Origin of the sequence: Moheibacter sp. (genome assembly GCF_049672845.1) — a bacterium.
In the GTDB taxonomy this organism is placed as follows: Bacteria; Bacteroidota; Bacteroidia; order Flavobacteriales; family Weeksellaceae; genus Moheibacter.
This window is the reverse complement of record NZ_JBATWT010000007.1, coordinates 19,464-46,068: the sequence shown is the minus strand read 5'-3', so window position 1 is coordinate 46,068 and position 26,605 is coordinate 19,464. Positions and strand designations below refer to the sequence as shown.

Below are 26,605 nucleotides of genomic sequence, written 5' to 3'. Positions count from 1 at the left end.
TGTGAGTTGGGACAGGTTTAATTTCTAACTGCTATATTTTTACCTTTGTCTTATGAAAATCTTAAAAATCCTAGTGATATTTAGAGACAATTTAAAAAAATCTGAAAAGCGAACTTCGCATTTCTAACTTCAAATTTCGCAACATGAAAATCGGTTTATATTTCGGGTCGTTCAATCCCATTCACATCGGACATTTGGTCATTGCCAATCACATTCACCAATATTCAGATTTGGATCAGGTTTGGTTTGTGGTTTCACCGCATAACCCGTTCAAGGAAAAATCTACGTTGGCAAACGATTATGACCGATTGCACTTGGTCAATTTGGCGATTGAAGATTATCCGCACCTTCGTGCTTCAAACATTGAATTTAGTTTGTCGCAGCCTTCTTATACCATCGATACGTTAACGGTTTTAAAAGAAAAATATCCCGAACATGAATTTTGTCTGATTATGGGAATGGACAATCTGAAAGGGTTTCACAAATGGAAAAATCACGAACAGATTTTGAAAAATTACTCAGTGTATGTATATCCGCGTATAGGTTCAGATTCTGGCGAATGGAGTAATCATCCAAAATTTCAATTTATAGATGCGCCGATTATGGAAATTTCCTCAACATTCATCCGAAATGCCATCAAAGAAAAGAAAAATGTTCATCCGATGCTGCCCGATAAAGTTTGGGAATATATGGACGGGAGTTCGATGTATAAATAAATCCTATATTTAGGATTCAAAAATTAATTTTTTGATTTGAAAACTCTTTATCTGCGCATTTTATTTTTTCTCGTTTTTGTGCTGACCTTGAGCTCACAAGTGAATGCACAAGACAATGTAAACTCACTTCTGGACAGCCTTGCCGGCGAAACTAATCGGGATAGAATCATGGATTTGAATCTGAAAATTGCTTCGGAATTAAGGTTCCAGGATAAATCCCGTACAACTTATTACGTCAATCTTGCTTTGACAGAAGCTCAAAAAATCAATTCGGAAAAATCTTGGAAAGAATTTTACGAAAGGGCTGTAGAAATCTATATCGATATGGATGCGCTGGACACTGCGCTAGATTATCTGCTCAAGGAATATGATTTATATAAGCATTCAAATGATCTGAAGAGATTCGAATTGGAAAATCAACTGGGAATCATCAATGCGAGGCTGAATAATCCTCAAAAGGCGCTTGTTTATTTCAAAGGAATCCTGCCGCATTACAAAAAAGAAGAAAAATTTGATTTGGTAGGTAAAACGTACAACAACATCGGGCTTGCTTACCTTTCGATTGAAAAGCCGGATTCTTCCCTGTATTTTCTTCAGCAAGGATTAAAATTTATAGAGAAAGATCCGGATCTGAATATTAAAATTCATTTAAAAACAAATATGGCGCGCTGTTATTCGGCACTTGGTCAGGATGAACTTGCAGAAAGAAAATTTGTGGAAGCTTCTGAAATTTTAAATGACTCGATAAATCCCGGAATTATTACCTGGGTTCATACTGAAAGGGCAAAATTTTACCTTGTTACAGAAAATTATGATAAAGCAATTGAGTTTGCAGAAATGGCTGAACGCATATCGCTTTCCAAAAATAATTTCATTTATGCACAAATTCTCAGAGTGCTCTCCAAAGCTTATTTTCATAAGCAAGACTTTAAAAAATCAGCTGAATATTTCAATTTGTATGACGAAGTAAGAGAAAACCTGAACATAGAAGAGAAAGCTGTAAATGTTGAAAAGCTGAAAATCGAATATGATTACAAAATCAGGGAACAGCAACTGGAAATTGATGAAAGCCGTAAACGAATGAATTTACTTCTGGCTATCGGCGGACTGACTATTCTCTTGCTCGCACTTTCACTGTTCATGATTCGTTATCGAAACCGTTTGGAAAAGGAAAAACTCGCCAATCAACTCAAAGAATCAAGAGAAAAAGAATTAAAGCTAGAACTCGAATTGAAAAATAAAGAACTCGCGTCCAAAACAATTCGTCAAACAGAACATGATGAACTCATCAATCTCGTACAGAAAGATTTAAAAGAAATCCAGTCCAAAACCACTCAATCAGAAACCAAACACTCACTAAATCAGTTAGTTAATAAAATAAAGTCCAATACTTTGCAAAATAATTGGGAAGAATTTGAACTGAGGTTTTCCAATGTTCACGAATCTTTTTATGAAAAACTCGATGAACTTCACCCCAATTTAAACTCTCACGACAAACGCATTTGTGCGCTTATTAAACTTAATCTTTCAACCAAGGAAATTGCAAACCTCACCAAAACCTCCGTTAAATCTGTGGAAAACATTCGAACGAGATTGAGAAAAAAGCTTGGATTAACCAATCTCAAAATCGATTTAAATAAATACTTGTCAGAATTATAACTTACTGAAATTTAATTTTTTATAATTAAGTGAGTGGTAAATGAGTGGTATAAATGAAGGGTAAGAGTGGTGGAATAACATATTAAAATTTTGAAGGCTAGTATTCTAATCAGACATTTGAGGAAAGCTTTTAAAACACATGAAAAAATTTACACTCTTATTTGGAATAATGATTTCCGGTATAAATTTCGGTCAATGGACCGATGATTATAATATCAATACAAGCGTTGCAGAAGGTACTACTTCAGACATTCAGTCCATTGGCACAAACGATGGAAATACTTACGTTATTTTCTGGGACGAAACCGATGGATATGAATTGAGAGTTCAGCTTCTAGATGCAGAAGGAGTTCAGCAATGGGGGCCAAACGGAATCTTCGCCAATGATGTGGCAGACAACGGAACCTGGACCGCAGTTCGTTCAGAAGCAGTTGATAACGAAGGAAATCTTTATATCGCATTTACGGCAACCAATGACAGCAAAGGATACATCAATAAAATCTCACCGGCGGGCGAACAATTATTTGGTACTGGTGGAATCGCTATCAATGAAGGCTGGGACATGAAAATTCTTCCCCTTGAAGACGGAGGTGCGATTGCATCTTGGGTAGGAACAGGAGTGGGAATGCTCATGCGCTATGATGCTTCAGGAAATGAAGTTTGGGATGCGCCACTCGAGGTAGCATCGCCCGATACAGCCAATCCCTTTGCTTCAATCGGAGAATTGTCACTACTTCCCGACGGATCTTTCATTGCATTGGTTCATACAAAAGGCACAAGCTGGAGCGTGAATTCTTTTTTATGGGCGCAAAGATTTGATGGAAATGGTAACGCGGTTTGGGCAAATCCAATTCAGATTTCAAGCCAAACTACCATGAGCAACCGTCGCTATCCTGTTTTACAAGATGGTGATGTGACATATTTGGGTTATCATGGTTCCACCGGAAACCGTTTTGATTCGTTTTTACAGCGAATCAATCCTGACGGTACTTTGCCATGGGGAATCGATGGCGCAGCTTTCAGCACCGACGATAATTTCTATGAAATGACAACCTCAATTGCAATGGAAGAAGGCAGCGGGCATATTTGGGCAGCAGCCAATTTGACCAATAGCAATCAATCCCTTTACGGACAATCCATTCAGAGGTTCAATAAAGAAACCGGTGAGCCGATGCTGGGCGACGCAGGAAAAAATATTTTTCCGGTCAATGCAGACAATTGGGTAGCGGTGGGAGAACTTCAGCTGGTAAACGACAAACCATTGTTTTTGTTCTCAAACGGCATCAGTGATGGTGTGAATTCCATCCAGTTGGGAGTGGTTCTTCTGGACGAAAACGGGGAATTTGTATGGGATGAAGAATATAAAATGATCGCCACAAGTCCGGGCAACAAAGGGCGTTATGATTTCACCCGAAATATTGACGGACAAAGCATTGCAGTATGGACAGAACCACGCGAAGGAACCTCAAGAGCCTATGCACAAAATATCATTGTCGAGGACGAAACAGTAGGTGTAAATGATTTAAATGCAAATGAAGTTTCTATTTATCCGAATCCCACAACCGGAATTTTGAATATAGAATCTACCCAGAAAATTCATAAAATTGAAATATACAATTTAGCAGGAAAATTACTGCGACAAGAACAATCAACCAGAAAACTCAATCTTTCTGACCTGAACCAAGGAGTTTACCTCATCAGAATTTCCCCGGAAAAGGGAGCCTCTCTCACAAAAAAAATAATTCTCAAGTAAATTCGATTTGTTCAGAAACTTGTACCGGAAGTTAAGCTTCCGGTGCTTTTTTTATTTCATCAAAACTTTCTTGGCCAATACTTTTCCTTCCTTTGATTTGACTTTTATTATCAATACATTTTCAGGAGTGAAAACCCTCAATTCCTCTTGGTTTGAATTAAGATTTTGAACGCTTTTAATTAATTTTCCGGTCAAATCATACACTTCTATTTCAGCTAATTGAAATCCGTTCGATTGAATTAAAAAAGACCCTTTGTTTTTCTGATAAGCAACATTCCAGTTTGTCGTATTATTTTCTACATCTGATATACCTAAACCACAAGCTGCCAAAACGGCTTGCTCATCTGTACAATTTCCGGTGTTTCCTGAAATTTCACGTGGGTATTCTGTAGAATTCCAGCTTAAATATTCACAAATATTTGGGAAGTTGCAAGTTGATAAATTAGGATTATCATTGAATATTAATCCGATAGTTTCTCCTTCAGTAGAAATTACCATGTTCTGGATTCCTTCCAATGAGGTTAGTTGAGGGTTTTCGCTAATATATACATTGCCGCCTACATAATTTACGGAATTTAGTGAAGTAATATTTTCAAGGTTTTGGTTGTCTCCAATGATTATTCGAGAACCTATGTATTGCAGATTTTCCAATCCTCCTAATGTGGTCACATTAGTGCCTGCAATAAAGACTAATTCTCCAACCGAATTTAAACTACTTAAATTTGAGAATGAATACAAACTATCATTTTTACCAAAGTACAATCTTCCACTAATGGATTGTATATTGTCCAAGCCTTCCAAAGACTGTAAATTGTAATTGAAAGCAATTTGTAATTGTCCATTATTTAATTCTGAAATGTTCCCCAATTCACTTAAAGCTATTAATTGATTGTTATCTAATATGTTTAACCCACCAATTTCGATTAAATTATTTAAACCATTTAGGTTAGTTAATTGGGTTCCAAATATTCTAAGTTCCCCATCTACTGTAGTCATATTATTTAATCCGGAGATATCAGATATGTCATTGAAACCAGAATTAAATTCTCCAAATGTTAGAATTCCTGATATATTGGTACAATTGGGGTATGTGGAAACAAAATTATCTACATCAGCTTGAGACAGTAGCTGAACGTCTCCTTCAGGACATTGCGCATTTGATTTAGAAAATGTAAAAGAAAATAAAAGGGTTAAAAAGAATAAATTAAGTCTCATAGGGATAATTTTCGGCTAAAATATAAAAATTACTTCAATCGCTTCAATCCCTCCAAAATCTCTTCCAATCCATTGGTTTTGATTTCATAAACAGTGGCCAATTGCATTCCCAATTTCCCTTGCGGAAAACCTTTCGAAGCAAACCATTCCAAATAAAAAACCGGTAAATCACAAAGCTTTCGACCTTTGTATTTCCCAAATGGCATTTCCTGCGTAACCAGTTCTTTCAGTATTTGCGGATTGGCTTCCATATACTTTGCTCTGCCCAATTACTTTTTATAACCCGAATAACCGTCCTTTAAATTCACCACATTTTTAAATCCGGCTTCCTGAAGTTTAGTACAGGCTTTAGCACTTCTGCCGCCCGAATGACAATACACATAATAAGTCTTGTCCCGATCCAAATCCTGAATCAAAGAATCAAATTCCTCCGAATTGAAATCAATATTCACCGCATTCGGAATGTTCCCTTCCTGGAATTCTTCCGGCGTCCTCACATCCAGTAAAACAACGTTTTCATCCGTAAAATCGATTTTCGAAACATCATTTACCGAACTGATTTCGCTCGTTTCATTTTTCGGCTGACAAGAAGCCAAAACCAAAAAAGAAGCTATCATTAAAAAAAGAGATTTCATAAACTTTTAATTTTTGTATAGTTATTTGATTGTATAATCTAAAAAGTATTAAGACAGAAGTGTTATCCGCCCCGGCGGACTACTGATGCAGAGTATTAAGACTTTTTTCTGTCCTACATCTTCTATTTTCTTTTCTCTAAGAATTATTTCCCATTAAAATTATTCATCGTATTATTCAATCCACTAAAGATAAAACTTAAAACCGCATCGGCCACAAAATTTAACCTTTCCGGCAGCTTTTCCACTTCTTCTTCACTCCATATGCCCAATACATAATCTACCTGCCGACCCTGCTCAAATTCATTACCCACCCCAAAACGCAATCTCGCATAATTCTGATTCTGCAATTTATTCTGTATGTCTTTTAGTCCGTTATGTCCGCCGTCACTACCTTTCCCGCGAATCCGAATCGTCCCGAACGGCAGATTCAAATCATCGGTAATCACAAAAACATTCTCAATCGGAATATTTTCTTTCAGCATCCAGAATCGTACCGCATCCCCACTCAGATTCATATAAGTATTCGGCTTCAAAACCGTCACCGGTCGGGCTTTGTATTTGAACTGCGCAACTTCCCCGAAATTCGATGAAGAAAATTGTGTTTCCATCTTGCGCACCAACTCTTCCACCGCCAAAAAACCCACATTGTGACGCGTATAGCGATATTTCTCCCCGATGTTTCCCAGCCCTACGATTAAATATTTCTGCATTCTGCAAATTTAAGTTTTTTTCTTTTGGGCGTGCCCCCATTGCTCCGCAAGCTACGCAATGGGGTCGGGTCTTTCGTTCCTATCTTTTCCTCTCTTTTGACTTCGAGAGCCTCAGTCAACGTTCAGAAAAGGATATCCACTGCACCCCCTCACGCAAACCTCTGCGAATTACAATCTCTTCCTAACATCAAATCTCACGCAAACTCGCCTTATCCTTTTTTCTATTCTCCCAAATTCCTAATTTTGAACCATGGAAACAACAGAAAATCTGATCATCATTGGCGACCGCGTACTCATCAAACCCAAAACCGAAACAAACCAAACCAAATCAGGTCTTTACCTGCCACCGGGCGTGAAAGAGAAAGAAGAAATCCAGTCCGGATATGTCGTAAAAACCGGTCCGGGCTATGCCGTTTCTTATGACGATCTGGACGAACCTTGGAAAATGAACGAAGAAAAAGCCAAATACATTCCCCTTCAGGTACGCGAAGGTGACTTGGCGATTTTTCTGCTGAAAGCCGCCTTCGAAATCGTTTATCAGGAAGAAAAATATTATATTGTTCCCCAGTCGGGTATTTTGATGCTCGAACGCGATGAGAATTTATTGAATGATTTATTGTCCTAATTAAATTTATAGATGAAACTTTACCCAATCGAAACCGGGAACTTCAAATTAGACGGCGGTGCTATGTTTGGAACCATTCCCAAAAGCATTTGGCAAAAAACCAATCCGGCCGACGGCCAAAATAAAATCGAACTCGCCATGCGAGCGTTGCTCATCGAGGACGGCGAGCGACTGATTTTAATTGACTGCGGAATTGGAAACAAACAATCCCAAAAGTTTTTTGGCTACTACGACCTTTGGGGCGATTATGATTTGGAAACTTCATTGGCACAATATGGATTTACAAAAGAAGATGTGACCGATGTTTTTCTGACGCATCTTCATTTTGACCATTGCGGTGGAGCCGTGCAAATGGACGCTACCCATGGTGGATACGAACTGACGTTTAAAAATGCCAAATATTGGAGCAATTCCGCACATTGGGACTGGGCAACAAAACCCAACCCTCGCGAAAAAGCTTCTTTCCTCCCCGAAAATTTCTTACCCATCAAAGAATCAGGAAATTTGAATTTTATCGATCTGCCTTCCGAAGGAAATTATTTGCATGATTCACCTCTGGGGTTTGACATTATTTTCGTCGATGGACATACCGATAAACAAATGCTTCCGGTCATTCGATACAAAGGAAAAACCATAGTTTATGTGGCCGATTTGGTAGCAACCGTCGGACATATTCCTTTGGTTTACGTCATGGGTTACGACACACGTCCATTGCTCACAATGCAGGAAAAAGGCGACTTTTTGGAAAAAGCCGTTCAGGAGGATTATTTATTTTTCTTCGAACACGATCCTTACCGCGAGCTGGCTACGGTTTCCCGCACAGAAAAGGGAATTCTTCTGGACGCAACCTTCTCATTTACTGAAGTTTTCGGACTCTGATATTTTCCAATCTCGTCGGATAAAATTTTTTATCTTTGTACGTTGGAAAAGAACCCTAATTGCGAATTGGAAACTCGCCTGAAATTAGAATTGGGTAGATTCTCTGGCTGCATTTAAAGGCAGCTGAGCGATTATTAGATAGAACATCAAGACGAAATAATGTAGAATATGGGATGTGGAAGTTGTGGAACAACTACGAACGGACTGCCGAAAGGCTGTAAAAATAACGGAGCTTGTGGAATAGATTCAGGATGCGGAAAATTACCAGTATTTGACTGGCTTTCAAACATGCGCCTGCCAAACGGTCAGCTGGCTTTTAACTGTGTTGAGGTCCGATTCAAAAACGATAGAAAACAATATTATAAGAACTCAAATAATCTTTCGCTGAGCATTGGCGATGTAGTTGCAACAGAAGCTCAGACGGGACATGACATTGGTGTGGTAACACTTACAGGAGAACTGGTAAGAATTCAGATGAGAAAGAAAAATCTGACGGAAGATTCTGAAGAAGTAAGAAAAATTTACCGCAAAGCGAATGAAAAAGACATCGAAACCTGGCAGTCTTTTCGTGAAAAAGAACAGGAAACCAAGATGCGTGCACGCAGAATTGCTGTAAACCTGGGGCTGGAAATGAAAATCACCGATGTGGAATACCAGGGTGACGGCGTAAAAGCTATTTTTTATTATACTGCCGAAGGACGCGTCGATTTCCGTGAATTGATTAAACAATATGCTTCAAACTTTGGTGTTCGGATTGAAATGAAACAAATCGGATACCGTCAGGAAGCTGCCAAAGTCGGCGGAATCGGTTCCTGTGGTCGTGAGCTTTGTTGTTCGACTTGGCTCACTGATTTCCGTTCGGTAAATACTGCCGCTGCTCGTTATCAGCAGTTGTCCATTAATCCACAAAAACTTGCAGGTCAATGTGGTAAGCTGAAATGTTGTCTGAATTACGAACTCGATTCCTATCTGGATGCATTAGATGAGTTTCCGTCAATGGAAAGCACTTTCGAAACAGAAAAAGGAACCGCTGGTTGCATGAAAATTGATGTTTTCAAAAAAGAAATGTGGTTTACTTACCTGAACGGTGGTATTAGCTGGCATAAATTTACTGTGGAACAAGCAAAAGATTTCATTTCTGTCAGTAAAAAAGGAGGGAAAACAGCTGCGCTTGAAGATTTGGCGAACGAAGTAAGCGTTGAAACCGAAAAAGAATTCAAAGATGTAATTCAGGAGAATTCATTGGAAAGATTTGAACGAAAAAACAGAAACCGAAACCGTAAGAATCGTCCGCGCGGGGAGAATGACAAAAAGCAAACGCGTTCTGATAAGTCACAGCGTCAGGAAAAGCCACAACGTCCCCCTAAATCGCAACAGTCCAATAAGCCTGAACGTGGCGAGGGGAAAAAGTTTGATAATAAAAAACAAGGACCAAAACCAAAAGGTCAAAATCCTTCTGCAGGAAATAAGCCGGAACAAGGATCGGGCAAGAAACCCAATCCGAATAAACAAAATAAGAATCAGAACAGAAAAAGAAACAATCGTAACAACCCGAATAAAAATGATGAAAACTCTTAATTGGATAATGATTTTGGGAATCTCATTTGTTTTTGTTCAATGTGATTCTCCGCATTTTTACCAACAACAGGCTTCTGCTCAGAATAACTGGGACAAGGATACTGCCCTTCAGTTCGATTTAGAAGTAACTGATTCAGGAAAATACGATTTTTACCTGCTGACTCGTAACAACAACGAATATCCGTACAGCAATCTATATCTTTTCACCCAAATGACTACGCCCAAAGGCGAAATTTTCACAGATACGCTTCAGTATTATCTGGCTTTTCAGGATGGCGAATGGGTAGGAACCGGAAATAGTTTGAAGGAATTATACCTTTTGTACAGAGAAAACGTTTCGTTAAAAGATACCGGTGTTTACAAGCTTTCAGTTTGGCACGGAATGCGTGAAGACAAATTAATCGGAATTGAAGATATTAGTTTAATTGTGGACAAAAAAGATGTAAAATGAGTACACAAAACAAATCAACATCAAAACAAAAAAAGCCTTCGAAACCCTTTTCCATAAAACGAATGTTAATCCTTTTGTGGGGAGTCTTTTTGGTAGGATTACTCGGAATCTTTTTGCTGTTCTGGGGAACTTCCCATGGATTACTGGGTGAGATGCCCGATGTTCAGGAACTTGAAAATCCGGATATCTATGTTTCTTCTGAAATCTATTCCTCAGACGGTGTCTTGCTCGACCGCTTTGAAACCGAAAAACGAATTCCGATTACGTATGATGATTTACCCAAACATTTAGTTGATGCGCTTTTGGCGCGAGAAGACATACGTTTTGAAGAACATTCAGGAATTGACCCAAGAAGTACATTGCGAGCGATTACTTCAGGTGGAGGTTCGGGTGGAGCGAGTACAATCACACAACAACTTGCCAAACAACTATTTACCGTTAATCGTTCTACCAATACACTGGGTCGCGCCATTCAGAAACTCAAAGAATGGGTGGTGGCTGTTGAACTTGAAAAACGTTATACAAAAGAGGAAATCATTGCGATGTATCTGAATAAATTCGATTTCGTTTACAATGCCAACGGAATTGAACTGGCTTCAAAAGTTTATTTCAATACTACAACCCAAGACTTGACATTGGAAGAATCGGCTATGCTAATTGCCATGCTAAAAAATCCGGTGGCTTTTAATCCGGTGAGAAACCCAAATGATGCCAAACACGAAAGAAATGTAGTGTTAAACCAAATGGTGAAATATAATTCTCTGACAAAAGAAGCTGCAGAAGCTGCAAAAGCTCAACCTGTTAAACTTGATAAACAGGAAATCAATACCATCAGTGAATCCTATTCGGCTTATTATAAACATGAATTGAGAAGAGAAATTCAAGCTTACCTTAAAAATTTAGAGGAGGAAACGGGTAAAAAATACAATCTCTACAAAGACGGATTGAAAATTTACGTTACCCTCGATTCACGAATGCAGAAAATGGCTGAAGATGCTGTTGCCAAACATTTGTCCACGATTCAGAAAACATTTTTCGCCGAACAGAAAAATAATCCGAAAGCTCCTTTTTACGGGCTTTCTGAAGATAAAAGGCAAAGAATCTTCCAACGTGCCATGAGAAATACCAATATGTACCGACACTTAAAAGAGGTAGGAAAAAGCGATGAAGAAATTCTGGCTGAGTTTAGCCGCAAACGTGATTCAGTTAAAGTTTTCACATGGGATGGTGTAATTTATAAGAAAGATATGTCACTGATGGATTCCATCAAATACCACAAACATATTTTGCAATCCGGAATGATGTCAATGGACCCGACCGACGGAACCATTAAAGCATGGGTGGGCGGAATTAATTGGGATTATTTCAAATATGACCACGTAAAACAAGCAAGACGCCAAGTGGGATCAACATTCAAGCCTTTTGTTTATGTAACGGCTATCAACCAGATGAATTATACGCCTTGTAACACCGTCTCCAATGCTCCTTTCCAAATCGGAAACTGGAAACCTAGAAATTCAAACGGTAAATATGGTGGAAGCCAGGATTTACGTACGGCACTTGCTTTTTCAACCAACGTAATTACCGCAAGACTAATTGCCCAAACAGGCGTTGAGCCTGTCATTCAGCTGGCACGCGAATTGGGTGTTGAAAGCGATATCCCGAAGGATTATACCATTGCATTGGGTTCTGCAGATTTAACGGTTTACGAAATGGTGGGTGCAATGAGTACATTTGCCAACGGCGGAATTTATATCAAACCCGAATTAATCGTTAGAATTGAAGACAAAACCGGTCGTGTCATCAAAGATTATCGCCCCGAAGCACGCGAAGTTGTAAACGAATATGTAGCCTACGCCATGATTGATTTGATGAAAGGCGTAACGGATAGGGGAACCGGTAAATGGGTCCGCACCAAATACGGAATCAACAGTGAAGTTGCGTCCAAAACCGGAACGACCAACGACCAGTCAGACGGGTGGTTCATCGGAATTACACCGAATCTTGTTACAGGTGTTTGGGTAGGCTGTGAAGACCGTTTTGCGCATTTCCAGGGAATCGCACGCGGACAAGGAGCTGCCACCGCATTACCCATCTGGTCATATTATATGCAGTCGGTTTATAAAAACGGTAAAGAATTAGGAGTAACCACCGCAGATAAATTCGAAAAACCAAAAGATATTGATGAGAAATGGGATTGTTCCTCACTCACCGGATTCCACAGTTATGGAAGTATGGGCGGAACATTTGACTATGATTATTCAGGAGTTACTGAATACCAAGATCCTATGCAATCTGTGAACAGTTCTCATACCAATAAAGATACTATTGATTTCAACCAATAGAAAAGAAAAAACCACTCAGTCAGAGTGGTTTTTTAAATTAATTTTCCGGTGTCTGAAATAATTCGACCAAGACCTCCATCATCTGTTGATCATCTGCATGAATCGCATAATAATGTGCAATATTTCCGCTTGGGTCAATCAGCATATAACGTGGAATCCAGTTCAGACCGATGTAATTTGTAAAATCATTTTTCCAGTCAGAATTGAACCAATAATGTTCACCCTGAATATCATACTTCTCGATTCCGTTTTTCCAGGTATCTTCTTTACCGATTCTGTCCAGTGAGAAAAACAGATAGACAACATCTGGAAACTGTTTCTGAACTTCTTTCAGTTTTGGCAACCCTTTGATACAATCCGGACACCAGGATGCCCAAACATCCAGCAAAATCACTTTGCCTTCGTACTTTTTAAATACATCCCCTACGGTCAGTTTATCTCCTTCCAAATCCTGAATTTCCTGATTCAAAGCAGTTTCGTCAAATTCGGTTTTAACTTCAGTCGGAACTTCCTGTGCAGATAAAAAAGCAGAAAAAGACAAAAACAAGAAACCAAAAAATATTTTTTTCATTATCATTTTAATTAAATTCGAGATGAATTTACAAAAACTTGGCCAATTTGGTGTTTAAGGTTTCAGGTTTGAAGTTTCAAGTTAGTATCTTCGCAAAAAATTAAGAATGTCAGAAGTTAGAGTCCGATTTGCCCCAAGTCCGACCGGTCCTTTGCATATAGGCGGCGTGCGTACGGCTTTGTACAATTACCTTTTTGCCAAACACCATGGCGGTAAATTCCTGTTGAGAATTGAAGACACAGACCAGAACCGATATGTGCCCGGAGCGGAAGAATACATCATCGAATCTTTGAAATGGCTCGGTCTGGAACCCGATGAAGGCGTGGGTTACGATGGCCCGCATGCGCCTTATCGCCAGTCGGAACGAAAAGAGATTTATGCAAAATATGCAGCGGAACTCATCAGTTCCGGCAATGGATATTATGCTTTTGATACGCCTGAAGAACTGGACAAATTACGCGCTGAAGCAGAATCCAAAGGTGAAACTTTTATTTACAATTCGCATAACCGCAATAATTTAAATAATTCACTGAATCTGAGTGCTGAAGAAGTACAGGCAAAGATCGATTCGGGAGTTCCTTATGTAATCCGTTTCAAAATACCGGAAAATCAAACCGTATTATTAGATGACTTGATTCGCGGAAAAATTTCAATCGATTCCAATACGCTGGATGATAAAGTCTTATACAAATCAGACGGAATGCCCACCTATCATTTGGCTAACATTGTGGATGACCATTTGATGGAAATCACACACGTAATCCGTGGAGAAGAATGGCTTCCATCGATGGCTTTGCACGAACTTTTGTACAAATCATTTGGTTGGACAGCACCGAGATTTGCTCATTTGCCTTTGATTTTGAAACCCGAAGGAAAAGGAAAACTGAGCAAAAGAGATGGTGACAAACATGGTTTCCCTGTTTTTCCGCTTGAGTGGACAACTGACGAAGGAATTTCAAAAGGTTACAGAGAAGAAGGCTATCTGCCAGACGCGGTGGTCAATATGTTGGCACTTCTGGGTTGGAATCCGGGAACCGAACAGGAAATATTCACAATTCAAGAATTGATTTCCCAGTTCAGTCTGGAAAAAGTTAGCAAATCCGGAGCGAGATTCAATCCCGAAAAAACAATTTGGTTCAACCATCAGTACATTCAACAAAAAACAGGAGAAGAAATCTTACCCGAATTTGAAAAAGAACTTCAGAAGCAGGGTATTACAGCCGATTCTTCGTTTAATTTAAGTGTAATCGGATTGCTAAAGGAACGTGCGAATTTCCTCCGTGACATTTTTGAACAAGGAAAATTCTTTTATATAGCGCCAGATTCCTATGATGAAAAAGCGGTTTCAAAAGCCTGGAAAGAAGATACAGCCGGACTGATTCAGGAATTTTCATCAGAATTAAAAAATATTTCGGAATTCAACCATAATACTATTTATGAAGTAATTCAGAATTTTGTTCAATCAAAATCCATCGGATTTGGGAAGCTGATGATGCCCGTACGTCTTGCGATGGTCGGAAGTCTTCAGGGGCCCGATGTTCCTTTGATTATGGAATTATTGGGTAGGGATGAAGTTATAAAAAGATTAGCAGCAGCATCGACAGAACTTTCTTAAATATATCCAATTGTTTCTCTCAGTTGCATTTTGAAACGGAAAAGAATTATATTTAAGGAGAATTTGCCAAAATGCAGGAACAAATAAAAGACAGAAGCATCCGAAACGCAGCCAGATTACTGACACTGGCGTTAATTGTCACAATTTGTTATGTGTTGCAGAGCATTTTGGTCCCGATTTTATTTGCCGTTATCCTATCGGTGTTATTGTTACCCTTGTGTGAAAGATTTGAAAAATGGGGCTTTAACCGTGCTTTTGCATCCCTTACGGCGCTGATTCTTGCGATTCTGGTTTTGGTGGGAATCGGTTACCTCATCGTTTCTCAAACACTCAATATCACCGAGGATGCGTCTGACATCGCCAATAAAATCAAGTCTTTGATCATGCGGATTCTGGAATGGACTTCAGATAAATTCAATATGTCCACCAACGAACTGATCCAGCGGGCAGAAAGTGAAATGGGCAACAGTGCTTCCACGATCGGCGGATTTGCCACTTCGGTTTTGAATTCCATCGGAAATTCCCTTGCATACGGACTTTTGGTTCCTATAATGATCTTTTTCTTTTTGTATTACCGTGAATTTTTCAAGGAATTTTTCTTCCGTGTTTTTTCGGCTACACCCCAGGGAAAAATTGAAGAAGTGCTGAGTAAAATTTATGATGTATTGCAAAATTACCTCGTCGGACTGATTTCCGTAATGGGAATTGTAGCGGTTTTGAACACCATCGGACTGATGATACTGGGAATCGAATATGCCTGGTTTTTCGGGATTTTGGCAGCTATGCTTACGATTTTTCCCTATGTCGGAATTTTCATCGGATCATTGATTCCGGCCCTTTTTGCACTGGCGACCAAAGACAGCGCCTGGTACGCATTGGGCGTGGTTTTGTGGTTCCAACTGGTTCAGACTTTGGAAGGAAACTTCATCACTCCCAAAATAGTGGGCGGAAAAGCCAGTTTAAATCCGCTCGTTTCGCTTTTGTCCTTTTTCCTAGGCGGAATGTTGTTCGGGATTTCGGGAATGATCCTCGCCCTTCCTTTGCTGGCGATGCTCAAAGTGATTTTTGACGCCATGCCTTCCACCGCACCTTATGGATTCCTTTTGAGTGAACCCGATGATTCCTACATAGTTACCCAACAACAAATCCGCAAAAGGAAAGAAAAGGAAAATAAAAAGAAGCAAAAGAGAAAGCAGGAATAGCCAAGCCGCCGGAATTGATTAAATTTGGGCGTGAAAAAAATCTTCAATACCCTCCGGAATCTTACGTTCAGCTTTACATGGAAAATGTTCAGCGGACTGATTTCCAGACCCTTGCTTTTAATTCCGACTATTTGGGGAACGGTAGAGTCGATTTTGTTTTCCGAAGTTAATTTCCATGAATCTCACGGCGGTAGAGGTGTCGCAAACGCATTTCGTCACGCAGCCTGGAATTTATTGATTGCAAAAAACTCTTCGCTATTTACTTCCAGAGAAAAAGCTGTAGAATGGGCAAAATATATTACCGATTTGCACGAAGAATGTTTCCCGAACGAATCTTTTGACCATGAAATGGATTTACACAACAACCGCATCGGGCGTGAAATTTTTGAAGAATTAGCACCGCAAAAATTATCCAAAAAAGAAATGATTGCAGAGCTGATTTACAAGTCTGAATCGGCAGTTGGCCTGACCGACGAAAAGGAATTTACAAAGTACCTAAATGAGCTGGTTTATTTTGCTGAATGAATTAATTCAAAGAAATTTTAAATTTTTTCCATCCATTCTTCCCATTCCTGCATTTTGTCTTCGAGCGAAAGCTTTAATTCGTCATATTTTTTTAAATCTTCATCAGAATGTGAAGATTCAAATTTCTTTTCTAGCACAGCGATTTCAGATTCAAATCCTGCAATTTCTTCTTCCAGCTTCGTAATCTTATTTTTGATGCGCTTTTGCTCTTTTATTTCTTCCTGAGACAATTCCTTTTCTTTTTTAACCTCAACATCAGAGTGTTCTCCTCCTTTGGAGGGGCTGGGGGAGGCCTCAATTTCTCTAAATCCTTCGGCTTTTCTTTCAACTAGATATTCGTTGATTCCGCCGAGGAATTCTTTGACTCTTCCATCCCTGAATTCAAATACTTTATTGGCAAGCCCGTCGAGAAATTCACGGTCGTGTGAAACCAAAATCAAAGTTCCGTCAAAGTTTTGCAAAGCACGTTTGAGGATTTCCTTGGATTGAATATCAAGGTGGTTGGTGGGTTCGTCCATAACCAAAACGTTGAATGGTTTCAATAATAATTTGGCAAGCGCCAGACGATTTCTTTCTCCACCCGACAATACTGAAACTTTCTTTTCCACCGCTTCGCCACTGAACAAGAATGCACCCAAAACATCCCGAACCTGTTTGCGGGTTTCTTCCGTGGAAGCGTATTCAGCTTCTTCCAGAACCGTCCATTTTTCATTTAAAACTTCTGCCTGATTTTGTGCAAAATATCCGACTTCCACATTGTGTCCGAGTTTGATGCTTCCGCTATGATCCAAACCGTCCACCATCACGCGCGCCAAAGTGGTTTTTCCCTGACCGTTTTGTCCGACAAAAGCGATTTTTTCACCACGGTTTACAAAGAAACTTACATTGTCAAAGATTTGTTTTTCGCCATAGGCTTTTCCTACATTTTCCAGTTCGAAAATGATTTTCCCGGGCGTTACGGCCGAAGCAAAACGGATATTCATTTTGTGAACGTCTTCGTTTTCCACTTCAATCCGGTCGATTTTATCAAGCTTTTTAATCAAAGATTGAGCGGTAGCCGCTTTGGAGGCTTTCGCACGGAATTTTTCGATTAATTGTTGGGTATGTTTGATGTATTGTTCCTGATTTTTCTGCGCTTGTTCCATTTTTTCACGTCTTTCTTGACGCAATTCGATGTATTTGGAATAATTGGCTTTGTAATCATGCACCTGTTTATTGGCAATTTCCAAAGTACGATTGGTCACATTGTCCAGAAATTGTTTGTCGTGTGAAACCAATACGACTGCGCCCGGGTAATCCTGCAGGAATTCTTCCAGCCATAAAATCGAGTCGATGTCCAGGTGGTTGGTCGGCTCGTCGAGCAGGAGAACATCGTGTTTTTGAAGTAATAATTTGGCAAGTTCAATCCGCATACGCCATCCGCCTGAGAATTCATCAGTTTGCCGATGAAAATCTTCGGCTTTAAATCCAAGTCCGAAAAGGATTTTTTCCATTTCAGCATCTTTGGTGTATCCGCCCAAAATGGAAAACCGATCGGTCAGATGGGTGATGTCATCAATTAATTTGGCGTATTCCTCGCTTTCATAATCGGTGCGGGTGGTTAACTGATCATTTGTATAATCAATTTTTTTCTGGATTTCATTGAGTTGTTCAAAGGCTTGTCCGGCCTCTTCCCAAACGGTTCTTCCGCGTTCGAAATCGATATCCTGTGTCAGAAAGCCCACGCTGACTTCGCCTTCGTGTACGACATCTCCTTCGTCGGAATCTTGTTGTTTGGCAAGGATTTTCAAAAGCGTTGATTTTCCTGCACCGTTTTTTCCGGCGAGTCCTACCCGATTTCCTTTGTTGATACGAAATGAAACGTTGTCAAATAAATAATTTCCTGCGAAATGAACGCCTAAATTCTGAACTAATAACATTTTGCAAAAATAAGGGATTTGAAAGAGATAATTATAAACCTGAGTTCGGTTATAAATGAAAAAAGGAAGAAATTGCTTTCTCCCTTTTAACAGATTATAATGTTATAAAAAAATCAGTTTGTTTATTTATGAGGAACTATTTATTAATTAACATTTGGCTTACTGATTTTTCCGGTAACAAAGGAATTCCAATTCTCATAATTAAAATAATTTTGGGTTACTTATTAAATACTCAATCCTTGATTCTCCAAAAAAATTCACTCAAACTCATAAGTTATTGTTTAGGATAATTTAAGAATGGATTTAACACAATTTAATATCCATTGATAGGTATGTGATTTATTACTTATTGAATTGCAATTAATTATGCGATAAAAGAGTATAAACAGAGTAGTTGTTTATTCAGGACTTACCTATTACTCAATTTACATTTCCTTGACAGTTATACAATGGATTCCGCAAATTGTTTTATTGATTTGTGTCCTAAAAATTTAAAAAATTAAAGAAATGAGGAGAAATGTGTTATTAAGTTTTCTCTTTTTATTTGCAGTGTTCCAGTTTGTGGATGCGCAAGTGAGAGGGACTGTCAATGACCAGGATGGATTTGGCGTTTCAGATGCTGAAGTAACGGTAATGGGAACCGATGTTTCGACTTTTACCGATTTGAACGGGGACTTTGAAATAGAAGCCCAGGTGGGAGATGTTTTAACGGTGACCGATGTGTTTGGCGCCACTAAAGACTTTAATGTTACAAGTGAAAACATGGGAATTCTGACTGTCGGAGCAGAAATTCTGACTGAAGCTGTGATTTTGGGTTATGGTATTTCTGAGACTGACGAACAAAAAACAGGAGCTTATGTTACCGTAAAATCAGATGATATTGAAAAAGTAGGATCTGTTTCCTTTGACCAGGCATTGCAGGGTCAGGTTGCCGGTGTGAGCATCGGAGCAGGAAGCGGACAGCCGGGAGCACATACCCCGATTTATGTTCGTGGTATTACTTCCCTTACCGGAAACGCAATGCCGCTTGTAGTGGTAAATGGTGTTCCGGTTACAACAGATGATATGTCATCGATTGCTGCAACTTCAAACCCGCTGGCAAACATTGACCCGTCAACTATTGAGTCGGTAACGGTATTGAAAGATGCGGTAGGAACTTCACTTTATGGTTCCAGAGGTGCAAACGGAGTTATCTTGGTAACTTTGAAAAAAGGAACATTTAGCAAAGGAAAATTCTCATTCAACAGTGAATTTGGAATTGGGGATACGGCTTTTGAGAAAAACGATTGGTTGGATGCGCAAGGACATGCCAATTTCTTTACAACTGCTTATGCCAATGCTACAGGAAACACGTTTGAAGATATGTATCCGGTAGTTGTTGATGCTTTGGGATGGGACGGAACTTCCAATTACAATTGGAGAGATGCGGTTCGTCATAATGCAATTAGTTCACAGAAATATGTGTTGAACTATTCGGGAGGTTCTGACAAAATGAGATTGTTTACTTCCTTGAGCTACAATGATCAGGATGGGATTTCCAGAGATGCTAATTATAACAGAATTTCAGGATATTTAGGAGCTGACTGGATGGTGAGCGACCGAATGAACCTAAACTTTGACGTAAGTGTGAGCAAAGCAAAACAAACAGGTCCGACTGATGGTTCTGCATTCTCAAATCCAGTTTTTGGTGGAAACATCCTGTCTCCGACACAGCCATTCTACGCTGCTGACGGAGCTTACAACTTTGATTTGTATTATTTGAATTCTGAATTTAACCCATTGGCCATTCAGGACAGAAACGTTACACTTTCTGAATTCTACAAAGCGATTGTGAATTTGGGAGGTGATTATGACATCACAAAAGATTTGAATTTCGAAACCAAATTCGGAGTTGATTATAACTTCTACGACGAATTATTGTATTGGAATCCTGATTTCGGTGACGGAAACAGCGGACACCCGCTTGGAAACGGATACGGATATGCAGCTCAGAAAAACTTCAACACTTGGAACTGGAGTAACGCTTTGAAATATCAGAAATCTTTTGATTTGCACAACTTGACTTTGACAGCAGGTACAGAAGCTATCAAATATGATTACAGCTATGTATTTGCAGAAAAGAGAGGATATGCGGCAGGAAACACCAAGCCGACGCTTGACAATGCAGTAAACCCTTCAGACGCTTCATCGGGAGGAACTGACTATTCATTTATGAGTTATTTCGGACGTTTGGCGTATGACTTTGACGGAAAATTCTCGGTTACGGGTAACATCCGTAGAGATGCTTCTTCACGTTTTGGTAAAGACAACAAATGGGGAACTTTCTGGGGAGTTGGTGCTGCTGTGAATTTTGAAAGATTCATTAATGCCGACGCATTGAATATGTTGAAATTAAGAGGTTCTTATGGTACAGTTGGTAATGCAGAAATCGGTAACTATGCTTCTATGTCATTATACCGCGCAACCAACGGAGCTTATCTTGGAGCGCCTGCTGGAGCGATTGTACAATTGGGTGATTCCAACTTGAAATGGGAAACTACCAATCAGTTGAACGTTGGGGTTGATTTCGGATTGTTCCAAAACCGTTTGAGAGGTACCGTTGATTACTACGTTAAAAACGTTGACGATTTATTGTACACAGTTCCGACGAATGCTTCTGCTTCAGGATTTACCAGCTATTGGACAAATGACGGTGAAATGAGAAGTTCAGGTATTGAAGCTTCCTTGACGGTTGTTCCGGTAAGAACAGATGATTTCGAATGGTCAATTTCAGGTAACTATGCTTACAACGATTCTGAAATTACCAATATCAACGAAGGTAACATCGCAGTGAGAAATGGTGTGAAAGCTTGGCAAAACGGTCACAACCCAACTGAATTCTACACAAGACTTTGGTCAGGTGTTGACCAATCAAACGGACTTCCATTGTGGTACACAGACGAAACCAGAACGACCACCACAAGTGTTGCAGCTGAAGCAGCTATGTCTTTCACAGGAAAACAAGCTTTGCCGGTTCATACAGCAGGACTTGCAACTTCTTTGAGCTATAAAGGATTTGTATTGAGTTCTCAATTCTCTTATGCGGGAGGACATTCAGTTTATGACCGTTGGGGATTTGTTTACAACAGTGACGGTGGATATGCTTACCTGAATACAAGACAAGATTGGGTAGAAGGTGCTTGGACACCAGAAAATGCAGGGAATGCAACTTCTCCGCAAATTATCTATGGAGGAAATGCTTCAAGTAGTACTAACTCAACAAGGTATTTGTATGACGCTGACAACATCCGTTGGAGATCTGCCGAATTGGGATACCGTTTTGGAAAAGATATTTTGGGTGAAAAAGTCGGATTGGATAATATCTACGTTTACGTAAAAGGTTACAACCTGATTGTATGGACATTTGACAAAGACCTTTGGTTTGACCCTGAAACGGCTTCAAACGATACTGATTTGTCGTATGGAATCGAAAGAATGGGATTGTATGATTTGACTCAGCCCAATTTAAGACAATTCGTCTTTGGTGTAAGACTGGATTTCTAATTATTAAAAAGAATTAAAATGAAAAAAATATTATTTAGCTTAAGTCTAATCGGTTTTCTGGGACTCACTTCATGTAGTGAAGAAGACTTTTTGGATTACGAACCGAGTAACTCGGTCGAAGTTGACGATAACACCATCCTAAATGACGGACAGCTGCAAACTGCAGTATTCGGAATTTACGATGCGATTTCAAGCAATTACGCTTACGGAAACTATTATGTTTCTGCACAAGAATTGCTGACCGATAATGGATTTGTTTTGTTTGATAATTCAAACCGTTTTACAGATTTCTACCGCTATCAGCACGCGATTTCTTCGGGTGGATCTATTTCCAATATGTGGACCATCGGGTACCGCGCCATTGCAAGAGCCAACTTTGTTTTGTCTTTTGAAGAAAAAACAGATGCAACCGGGAACTTGATGTTTACAAGTGATGCTGCAAAAGTTAGTTTTGCCGAAGCAAGAACTTTGAGAGCACTTGAACTTTTCAACCTTGTAAATTATTATGCACGACCTTATGGGACCATTGACCAGGACATGGGAATTCCGGTTCCGACAGTGTTTGAGAGAGATACGCCACTTCCACGTAAATCTGTAGAAGAAGTTTACAACGAGATTACTTCTCAGTTGGAACTGGCTGCTCAAAACTTGCCTTCAAATGCGGAAGCAAACACCGCACAGGTAACAAAAGAAGCGGTTTACGGACTTTTGTCAAGAGTTTATTTGTACAAAAAAGACTATCAGAAAGCTGTTGAATTTGCTGATTTGGCTTTGGCCGAATCCGGTCTGATGACACAAGGAGATTTGTTGAATTATTACCAGAATCCTTTGTCTTACACAGAAACTTTATTTGCAATTGACTTTACAGAAATCGACAACCCGAATACAAACGATGCTTTGTATGCCACCTGGACGCCCGGCGGAACTTACGAAGACACGGCAGCAACAACAGATTTCTATAATCTGATTCCTGACTCTGATGCAAGAAAAGATTTGTATGTTCAGTGGAGTTCTACAGACAATCCACTTCCATACGGTGTTTTGAAATTCGGAGGCGTGGACAATGATGTAGTCGTAATTCGTGCAACTGAAGTTTTGTTGAACAAAATCGAAGCTTTGTATTACATCAATCCAACTCAGGCTCAAACCGAATTGGTAAACTGGGTACAGTCTTACAGAAATGCAGCATATTCTTTCTCTGGAACAGGTCAGGCTTTGCTTGAAGAAATCCTTTTGCAAAGAAGAATTGAGTTGGCATTTGAAGGTCACCGATATTTTGATATGAACAGATATCAGATGGATCTTCAGAGAAATGCTAACTGTACTGTGAACTGTGAAGTTCCGTTTGCGGATTATAAGAGAGTTTTCCCTATTCCGTTGAACGAAATGAACACGAATCCGGAAATGATTCAGAATCCAAACTATCAATAAAATATATAGAGGATTTAATGTTTTATAGTAGAGAGCCGTTGAGAAACGGCTCTTTTTTTATACCATGGTGAGTGATTCAACATGAAGATTCTGAATCCATTGGTTCAGGTTTTCTTCGCTAGAAAGATTGAATTTTTTACGGAGTTTGTACTTTCTGTTCTGAACCGTACGAAGTGAACTAAAGGTCATTTCTGCAATCTCTTTTGTTGAGAAATCAAGCTTCATCAGCGCACATAATTTCAAATCGGCAGTGGTCAGATCCGGATAATCATTTACAAGCTGACTGTAAAATTCGGGATAAACTTCAATGAATCTCGACAGGAAATTTGGCGAATTGGAAGTCGCCAGTTCTACTACTTCTTCAAAAGCATTGTTCAGTTTTTTCTTCAGTTGAAGGTTTTCTTTTTTCCCTTTCAGGTTCTTTCTTTTTTGTTTTTTACTGTAAACGAAAACTCCGCTGAGAATAACTGCAATTAACACTCCGGAAATTACAAAAATCAATACCACATTGGCATTTGCCTTTTCCACTTTGATTTCTCCGTCAGTTTGGGCAAGCATAGCCGGTACTTTGATATTTCGCTTTCTGGCTTCGTCCACACTGTCTTTTACTGCCACATATTGTTTCAGATAAGAATTTGACAATTCTGAATCGCCTTTTTTATGATAGGTTTCTGAAAGTAATTTATAGAGAACCACTCGCGGACGATTAATTTCTTCATTGAGCTGAATGGCATTTTCAAAGGAACTGATGGCGTTTTGTAAATCTCCCGAAGCTTCATAATATTTACCTGAAATCTCCTTTAAAAGTGCCTTTGAATAATTGGTCCCTAGTGATTTAGAATAATTTTCAGCGTAATTCAAATAAATTTTTCCCGAATCCAATTCATTGTTTTCAATGTAAACTTCAGAAATACTGACCGAACTAGTAAATTTATTGTTGACATTGGTAGAGGGCGAATGATAAGCAGATTTGTAATAATAAAGCGCCGAATCATTTTGTTTTTTGAGCTGATAAACATCGCCGATATTGATATAAATGCCAATCAGTTTATTAACTCTATCTTCCTGATTTTTGACCCTGTTTGAAATTGCGATGGCCTCTTTGTATTTTTTTACGGCATCATCATACAAACCCAACATGTGAAGATTCAAACCTTCACGGAACGCAATCGAATAGGAAATATCATCATTTTGAGAAGTGTAAGACTGATTTTTGGCTTTGAGAATGTAGGAGGTTGAAACATCCAGTTTTCCTTTGACAAAATAAACGCCGGACATGCCCAAATAGGCTTGCGCAAGTCCTTTTGAATATTTTTCAGATTTTGAAAGTTCTTCTGCAGACTTGTAAATCTCAAGTGCTTCATCAAACTTTTCGTCCTGATAAAGATCGGAAGCTTCCTTTAAAAGCTGATCAATTCTATGATTTTCAACTTGTTGTGGAAATATAAATCCCAATCCCGCCTTGAGCGGAAACGATAAAATTACAATGAAAATAAACGACAATGCTCCTCTCCTCATACATCAATTCTTGGTTAGTTAATAGTTCAGGAAAAAGTGTTTTCCATAAAACAATCGAACCGACATTCCAATCAATCACCGTACCAATCAAGAAAATAAAATGTTAAGACTGTTCACCAATTTGGTCAATTGCATTGAATTTTTGCTTATTCAATTCAAATTCTTTCTTGTTTACAACTCTGGTTTTTGACCATGCGTCATGCCAACCGGTTGTTCCAAAAAATGAGAAGGCTTCAAAAGGCACACATCTGGAAATACTTCTGATAAAGATTGCATTGAGTGTCGGCTCGCTCCCGTCCAACATTACAGCTTGTGTTCCGGTAATGAATTTACCTATGCTTCTTCCTTTAAAAGCTGCTTCCTGAACGAAAATAAAAGTAAAATAAATAAGTATTCCAATCAAATTACCTACAATTGGAACATCTAAAACTGCTAATGAGGATTCCATGCCAAACAAAACAAGTGAAGCACCCAGTATAAACATAAAAACCAGCAGAATTATATAATCAATTATAAAATTTGCAAATCGAATTCCTTTTGAAGCGAGAGAATGCTCAACAGGGTCAAGAAAGTTACTCATGATAATTTTTTTGCAAGTATAAGATTATTTCAAAAACTTATCAAATCGTCTGATGTCGGCTTCCCTATCGATTGGTTTTTCTTTTTCAATGAAATTATATAGAAATTCCGTCATCTGTGGTCCCAGAAGTGTTCCGCGCGTTCCCATTCCGTTGAGGATGTAAAGGTTTTGATAATTGGGATGGTTTCCCAAAATCGGACGTCGGTCCACGATGGTTGGGCGGATTCCCGCTTTTTGTCCGGTTATTTTATAATTTCCAGTATAAATTTCTTCTAGGTGTTGTTTCATTTCAACTCTTCCTTTTTCGGTAGGTTCATAAGTGAGGTCCTCGCGGTCGTAAGTGGAAGCTGTGAGGCAGGTTTTTCCCGATTCGGGCATCAGGAAATTATGGGCTTTCCAAATGGCTTTGGGAATTTCTGATTCTGTTTCTATTTCCAGAACTTCACCTTTCACTCCGATTACTGGTAAATAGTTGAAATAAGGATTGTTAAGCACATTAAATCCTTCACAAAAAACGATTTTCTGTGCTTGAATGTCTTTGTAAATAACTTTATCTTCTTGAATGTTTAATTCGGAATAATCAAAGCTTTCGTTTCTGTATATTTTTTTTTTGATTAAATATTCTGCGAATTTTGAAATACACTTTCCCAATTCAACTCTACCGGTTTGCCTGACTTCTGCATACCCAAATGGCGAATTAATTTTTTGATTTTCCGTATTTTGAATTTCATCTGAAAGAAAAGGCATGAGTTGGGGCATTGCCGATTTTTTGTTCCAGGTTTTGATTTCATCTTCATTTTTCAAAATTCGGTAAGTCGGAATTTTTTCAATGAATTTTTCGCCCAGTAAATCTTCAAATTCCGAAAAATATTTGTGCATCAGTCTTAATTGTTCTTCCGCATTCCAGATCAAAGAGAAACGCTTTAAAACCACAGGATTGTAGATTCCGACCGCAACCGAAGATGCTTTGTTTTGATTTGCGTCCAATAGCAAAAATGTTTTTCCTTCTTTCAGTAACTTCAAAGCAAAACAACTTCCTGCCACACCCTGTCCTACGATAATATATTCAAGCATCGTTAATTTAATATTAAATTCTTTAGATTATCACAAAATTTCTATATTTGGAATCTGTCTA

General features: G+C 39.0%; 22 protein-coding genes. 13 read left to right on the top strand and 9 right to left on the bottom strand.

What is annotated here, in order from left to right; translation table 11 throughout:
* Positions 1 to 143 precede the first annotated feature (143 nt).
* From nadD to WBF63_RS02385, 3 genes are all read left to right on the top strand, one after another.
* Positions 144 to 716 carry a nicotinate (nicotinamide) nucleotide adenylyltransferase gene (nadD, locus tag WBF63_RS02395; RefSeq protein ID WP_424368098.1) on the top strand — a complete coding sequence of 191 codons (573 nt, stop codon included), beginning with the start codon at positions 144 to 146 and terminating at the stop codon, positions 714 to 716.
* 36 nt (positions 717 to 752) lie between these two features.
* Positions 753 to 2,375 (top strand): tetratricopeptide repeat protein, encoded by a 1,623-nt coding sequence (locus tag WBF63_RS02390; RefSeq protein WP_424368097.1) that lies wholly within the window; start codon positions 753 to 755, stop codon positions 2,373 to 2,375.
* Positions 2,376 to 2,514: 139 nt separating this feature from the next.
* Positions 2,515 to 4,128, top strand: a complete 1,614-nt coding sequence (locus WBF63_RS02385) for a T9SS type A sorting domain-containing protein (protein ID WP_424368096.1) — start codon at positions 2,515 to 2,517, stop codon at positions 4,126 to 4,128.
* Between the two features lie 51 nt (positions 4,129 to 4,179).
* Here WBF63_RS02385 and WBF63_RS02380 read toward each other — a convergent pair whose 3' ends face one another.
* From WBF63_RS02380 to pth, 4 genes are all read right to left on the bottom strand, one after another.
* A complete protein-coding gene (locus WBF63_RS02380) occupies positions 4,180 to 5,343 on the bottom strand; it encodes a T9SS sorting signal type C domain-containing protein (protein ID WP_424368095.1) in 1,164 nt (387 codons plus the stop codon).
* Between the two features lie 29 nt (positions 5,344 to 5,372).
* Positions 5,373 to 5,594: a DUF3820 family protein gene (locus WBF63_RS02375; RefSeq protein ID WP_424368184.1), complete on the bottom strand. Its 222-nt coding sequence runs from the start codon at positions 5,592 to 5,594 to the stop codon at positions 5,373 to 5,375.
* 18 nt (positions 5,595 to 5,612) lie between these two features.
* Positions 5,613 to 5,978: a rhodanese-like domain-containing protein gene (locus tag WBF63_RS02370; protein WP_424368094.1), complete on the bottom strand. Its 366-nt coding sequence runs from the start codon at positions 5,976 to 5,978 to the stop codon at positions 5,613 to 5,615.
* 143 nt (positions 5,979 to 6,121) lie between these two features.
* Entirely contained in the window at positions 6,122 to 6,688 is a 567-nt protein-coding gene (gene pth, locus WBF63_RS02365; protein WP_424368093.1) for an aminoacyl-tRNA hydrolase, read from the bottom strand.
* Positions 6,689 to 6,938: 250 nt separating this feature from the next.
* On the opposite strand from pth, the gene WBF63_RS02360 reads away from it, so the two are divergent.
* The 5 genes from WBF63_RS02360 (at position 6,939) to WBF63_RS02340 (ending at position 12,566) form a co-directional block, all read left to right on the top strand.
* Complete coding sequence (locus WBF63_RS02360) at positions 6,939 to 7,313, top strand: co-chaperone GroES (protein ID WP_424368092.1); 375 nt, start codon at positions 6,939 to 6,941, stop codon at positions 7,311 to 7,313.
* Between the two features lie 12 nt (positions 7,314 to 7,325).
* The gene (locus WBF63_RS02355; RefSeq protein ID WP_424368091.1) at positions 7,326 to 8,192 is read left to right on the top strand and encodes an MBL fold metallo-hydrolase; all 867 of its coding nucleotides are present in this window, start codon (positions 7,326 to 7,328) and stop codon (positions 8,190 to 8,192) included.
* Between the two features lie 168 nt (positions 8,193 to 8,360).
* Positions 8,361 to 9,770, top strand: coding sequence for a PSP1 domain-containing protein (locus WBF63_RS02350; RefSeq protein WP_424368090.1), 1,410 nt, complete (start codon positions 8,361 to 8,363; stop codon positions 9,768 to 9,770).
* Positions 9,754 to 10,221: a gliding motility lipoprotein GldH gene (locus WBF63_RS02345; protein WP_424368089.1), complete on the top strand. Its 468-nt coding sequence runs from the start codon at positions 9,754 to 9,756 to the stop codon at positions 10,219 to 10,221. Before WBF63_RS02350 ends, WBF63_RS02345 begins: the two co-directional genes overlap by 17 nt.
* Entirely contained in the window at positions 10,218 to 12,566 is a 2,349-nt protein-coding gene (locus tag WBF63_RS02340) for a transglycosylase domain-containing protein (protein ID WP_424368088.1), read from the top strand. The genes WBF63_RS02345 and WBF63_RS02340 overlap by 4 nt, the downstream gene beginning before the upstream one ends.
* Positions 12,567 to 12,603: 37 nt before the next feature.
* On the opposite strand, the gene WBF63_RS02335 is transcribed toward WBF63_RS02340, so the two are convergent.
* Positions 12,604 to 13,137, bottom strand: coding sequence for a TlpA family protein disulfide reductase (locus WBF63_RS02335; protein WP_424368087.1), 534 nt, complete (start codon positions 13,135 to 13,137; stop codon positions 12,604 to 12,606).
* 106 nt (positions 13,138 to 13,243) lie between these two features.
* On the opposite strand from WBF63_RS02335, the gene gltX reads away from it, so the two are divergent.
* The 3 genes from gltX to WBF63_RS02320 all read left to right on the top strand — a co-directional run bounded on the left by gltX (position 13,244) and on the right by WBF63_RS02320 (position 16,479).
* A complete protein-coding gene (gltX, locus tag WBF63_RS02330) occupies positions 13,244 to 14,752 on the top strand; it encodes a glutamate--tRNA ligase (RefSeq protein ID WP_424368086.1) in 1,509 nt (502 codons plus the stop codon).
* Between the two features lie 71 nt (positions 14,753 to 14,823).
* Entirely contained in the window at positions 14,824 to 15,954 is a 1,131-nt protein-coding gene (locus WBF63_RS02325) for an AI-2E family transporter (protein WP_424368085.1), read from the top strand.
* Between the two features lie 30 nt (positions 15,955 to 15,984).
* The gene (locus WBF63_RS02320) at positions 15,985 to 16,479 is read left to right on the top strand and encodes a DUF6973 domain-containing protein (protein ID WP_424368084.1); all 495 of its coding nucleotides are present in this window, start codon (positions 15,985 to 15,987) and stop codon (positions 16,477 to 16,479) included.
* 17 nt (positions 16,480 to 16,496) lie between these two features.
* Here the strand turns inward: WBF63_RS02320 and WBF63_RS02315 are convergent, their stop codons facing one another.
* Complete coding sequence (locus WBF63_RS02315; protein WP_424368083.1) at positions 16,497 to 18,398, bottom strand: ABC-F family ATP-binding cassette domain-containing protein; 1,902 nt, start codon at positions 18,396 to 18,398, stop codon at positions 16,497 to 16,499.
* Between the two features lie 507 nt (positions 18,399 to 18,905).
* Between WBF63_RS02315 and WBF63_RS02310 the strand changes: the two genes are divergently transcribed.
* Together WBF63_RS02310 and WBF63_RS02305 are read left to right on the top strand one after the other, a co-directional pair.
* The gene (locus WBF63_RS02310; protein ID WP_424368082.1) at positions 18,906 to 21,941 is read left to right on the top strand and encodes a SusC/RagA family TonB-linked outer membrane protein; all 3,036 of its coding nucleotides are present in this window, start codon (positions 18,906 to 18,908) and stop codon (positions 21,939 to 21,941) included.
* A gap of 18 nt (positions 21,942 to 21,959) precedes the next feature.
* Positions 21,960 to 23,372, top strand: coding sequence for a RagB/SusD family nutrient uptake outer membrane protein (locus WBF63_RS02305; protein WP_424368081.1), 1,413 nt, complete (start codon positions 21,960 to 21,962; stop codon positions 23,370 to 23,372).
* Positions 23,373 to 23,429: 57 nt separating this feature from the next.
* On the opposite strand, the gene WBF63_RS02300 is transcribed toward WBF63_RS02305, so the two are convergent.
* From WBF63_RS02300 to WBF63_RS02290, 3 genes are all read right to left on the bottom strand, one after another.
* On the bottom strand, positions 23,430 to 24,890 hold the full coding sequence (locus WBF63_RS02300; RefSeq protein WP_424368080.1) for a tetratricopeptide repeat protein: 1,461 nt from the start codon (positions 24,888 to 24,890) through the stop codon (positions 23,430 to 23,432).
* 103 nt (positions 24,891 to 24,993) lie between these two features.
* On the bottom strand, positions 24,994 to 25,470 hold the full coding sequence (locus tag WBF63_RS02295) for an RDD family protein (protein ID WP_424368079.1): 477 nt from the start codon (positions 25,468 to 25,470) through the stop codon (positions 24,994 to 24,996).
* Positions 25,471 to 25,494: 24 nt separating this feature from the next.
* Positions 25,495 to 26,544: an NAD(P)/FAD-dependent oxidoreductase gene (locus WBF63_RS02290; protein WP_424368078.1), complete on the bottom strand. Its 1,050-nt coding sequence runs from the start codon at positions 26,542 to 26,544 to the stop codon at positions 25,495 to 25,497.
* Positions 26,545 to 26,605 lie beyond the last annotated feature (61 nt).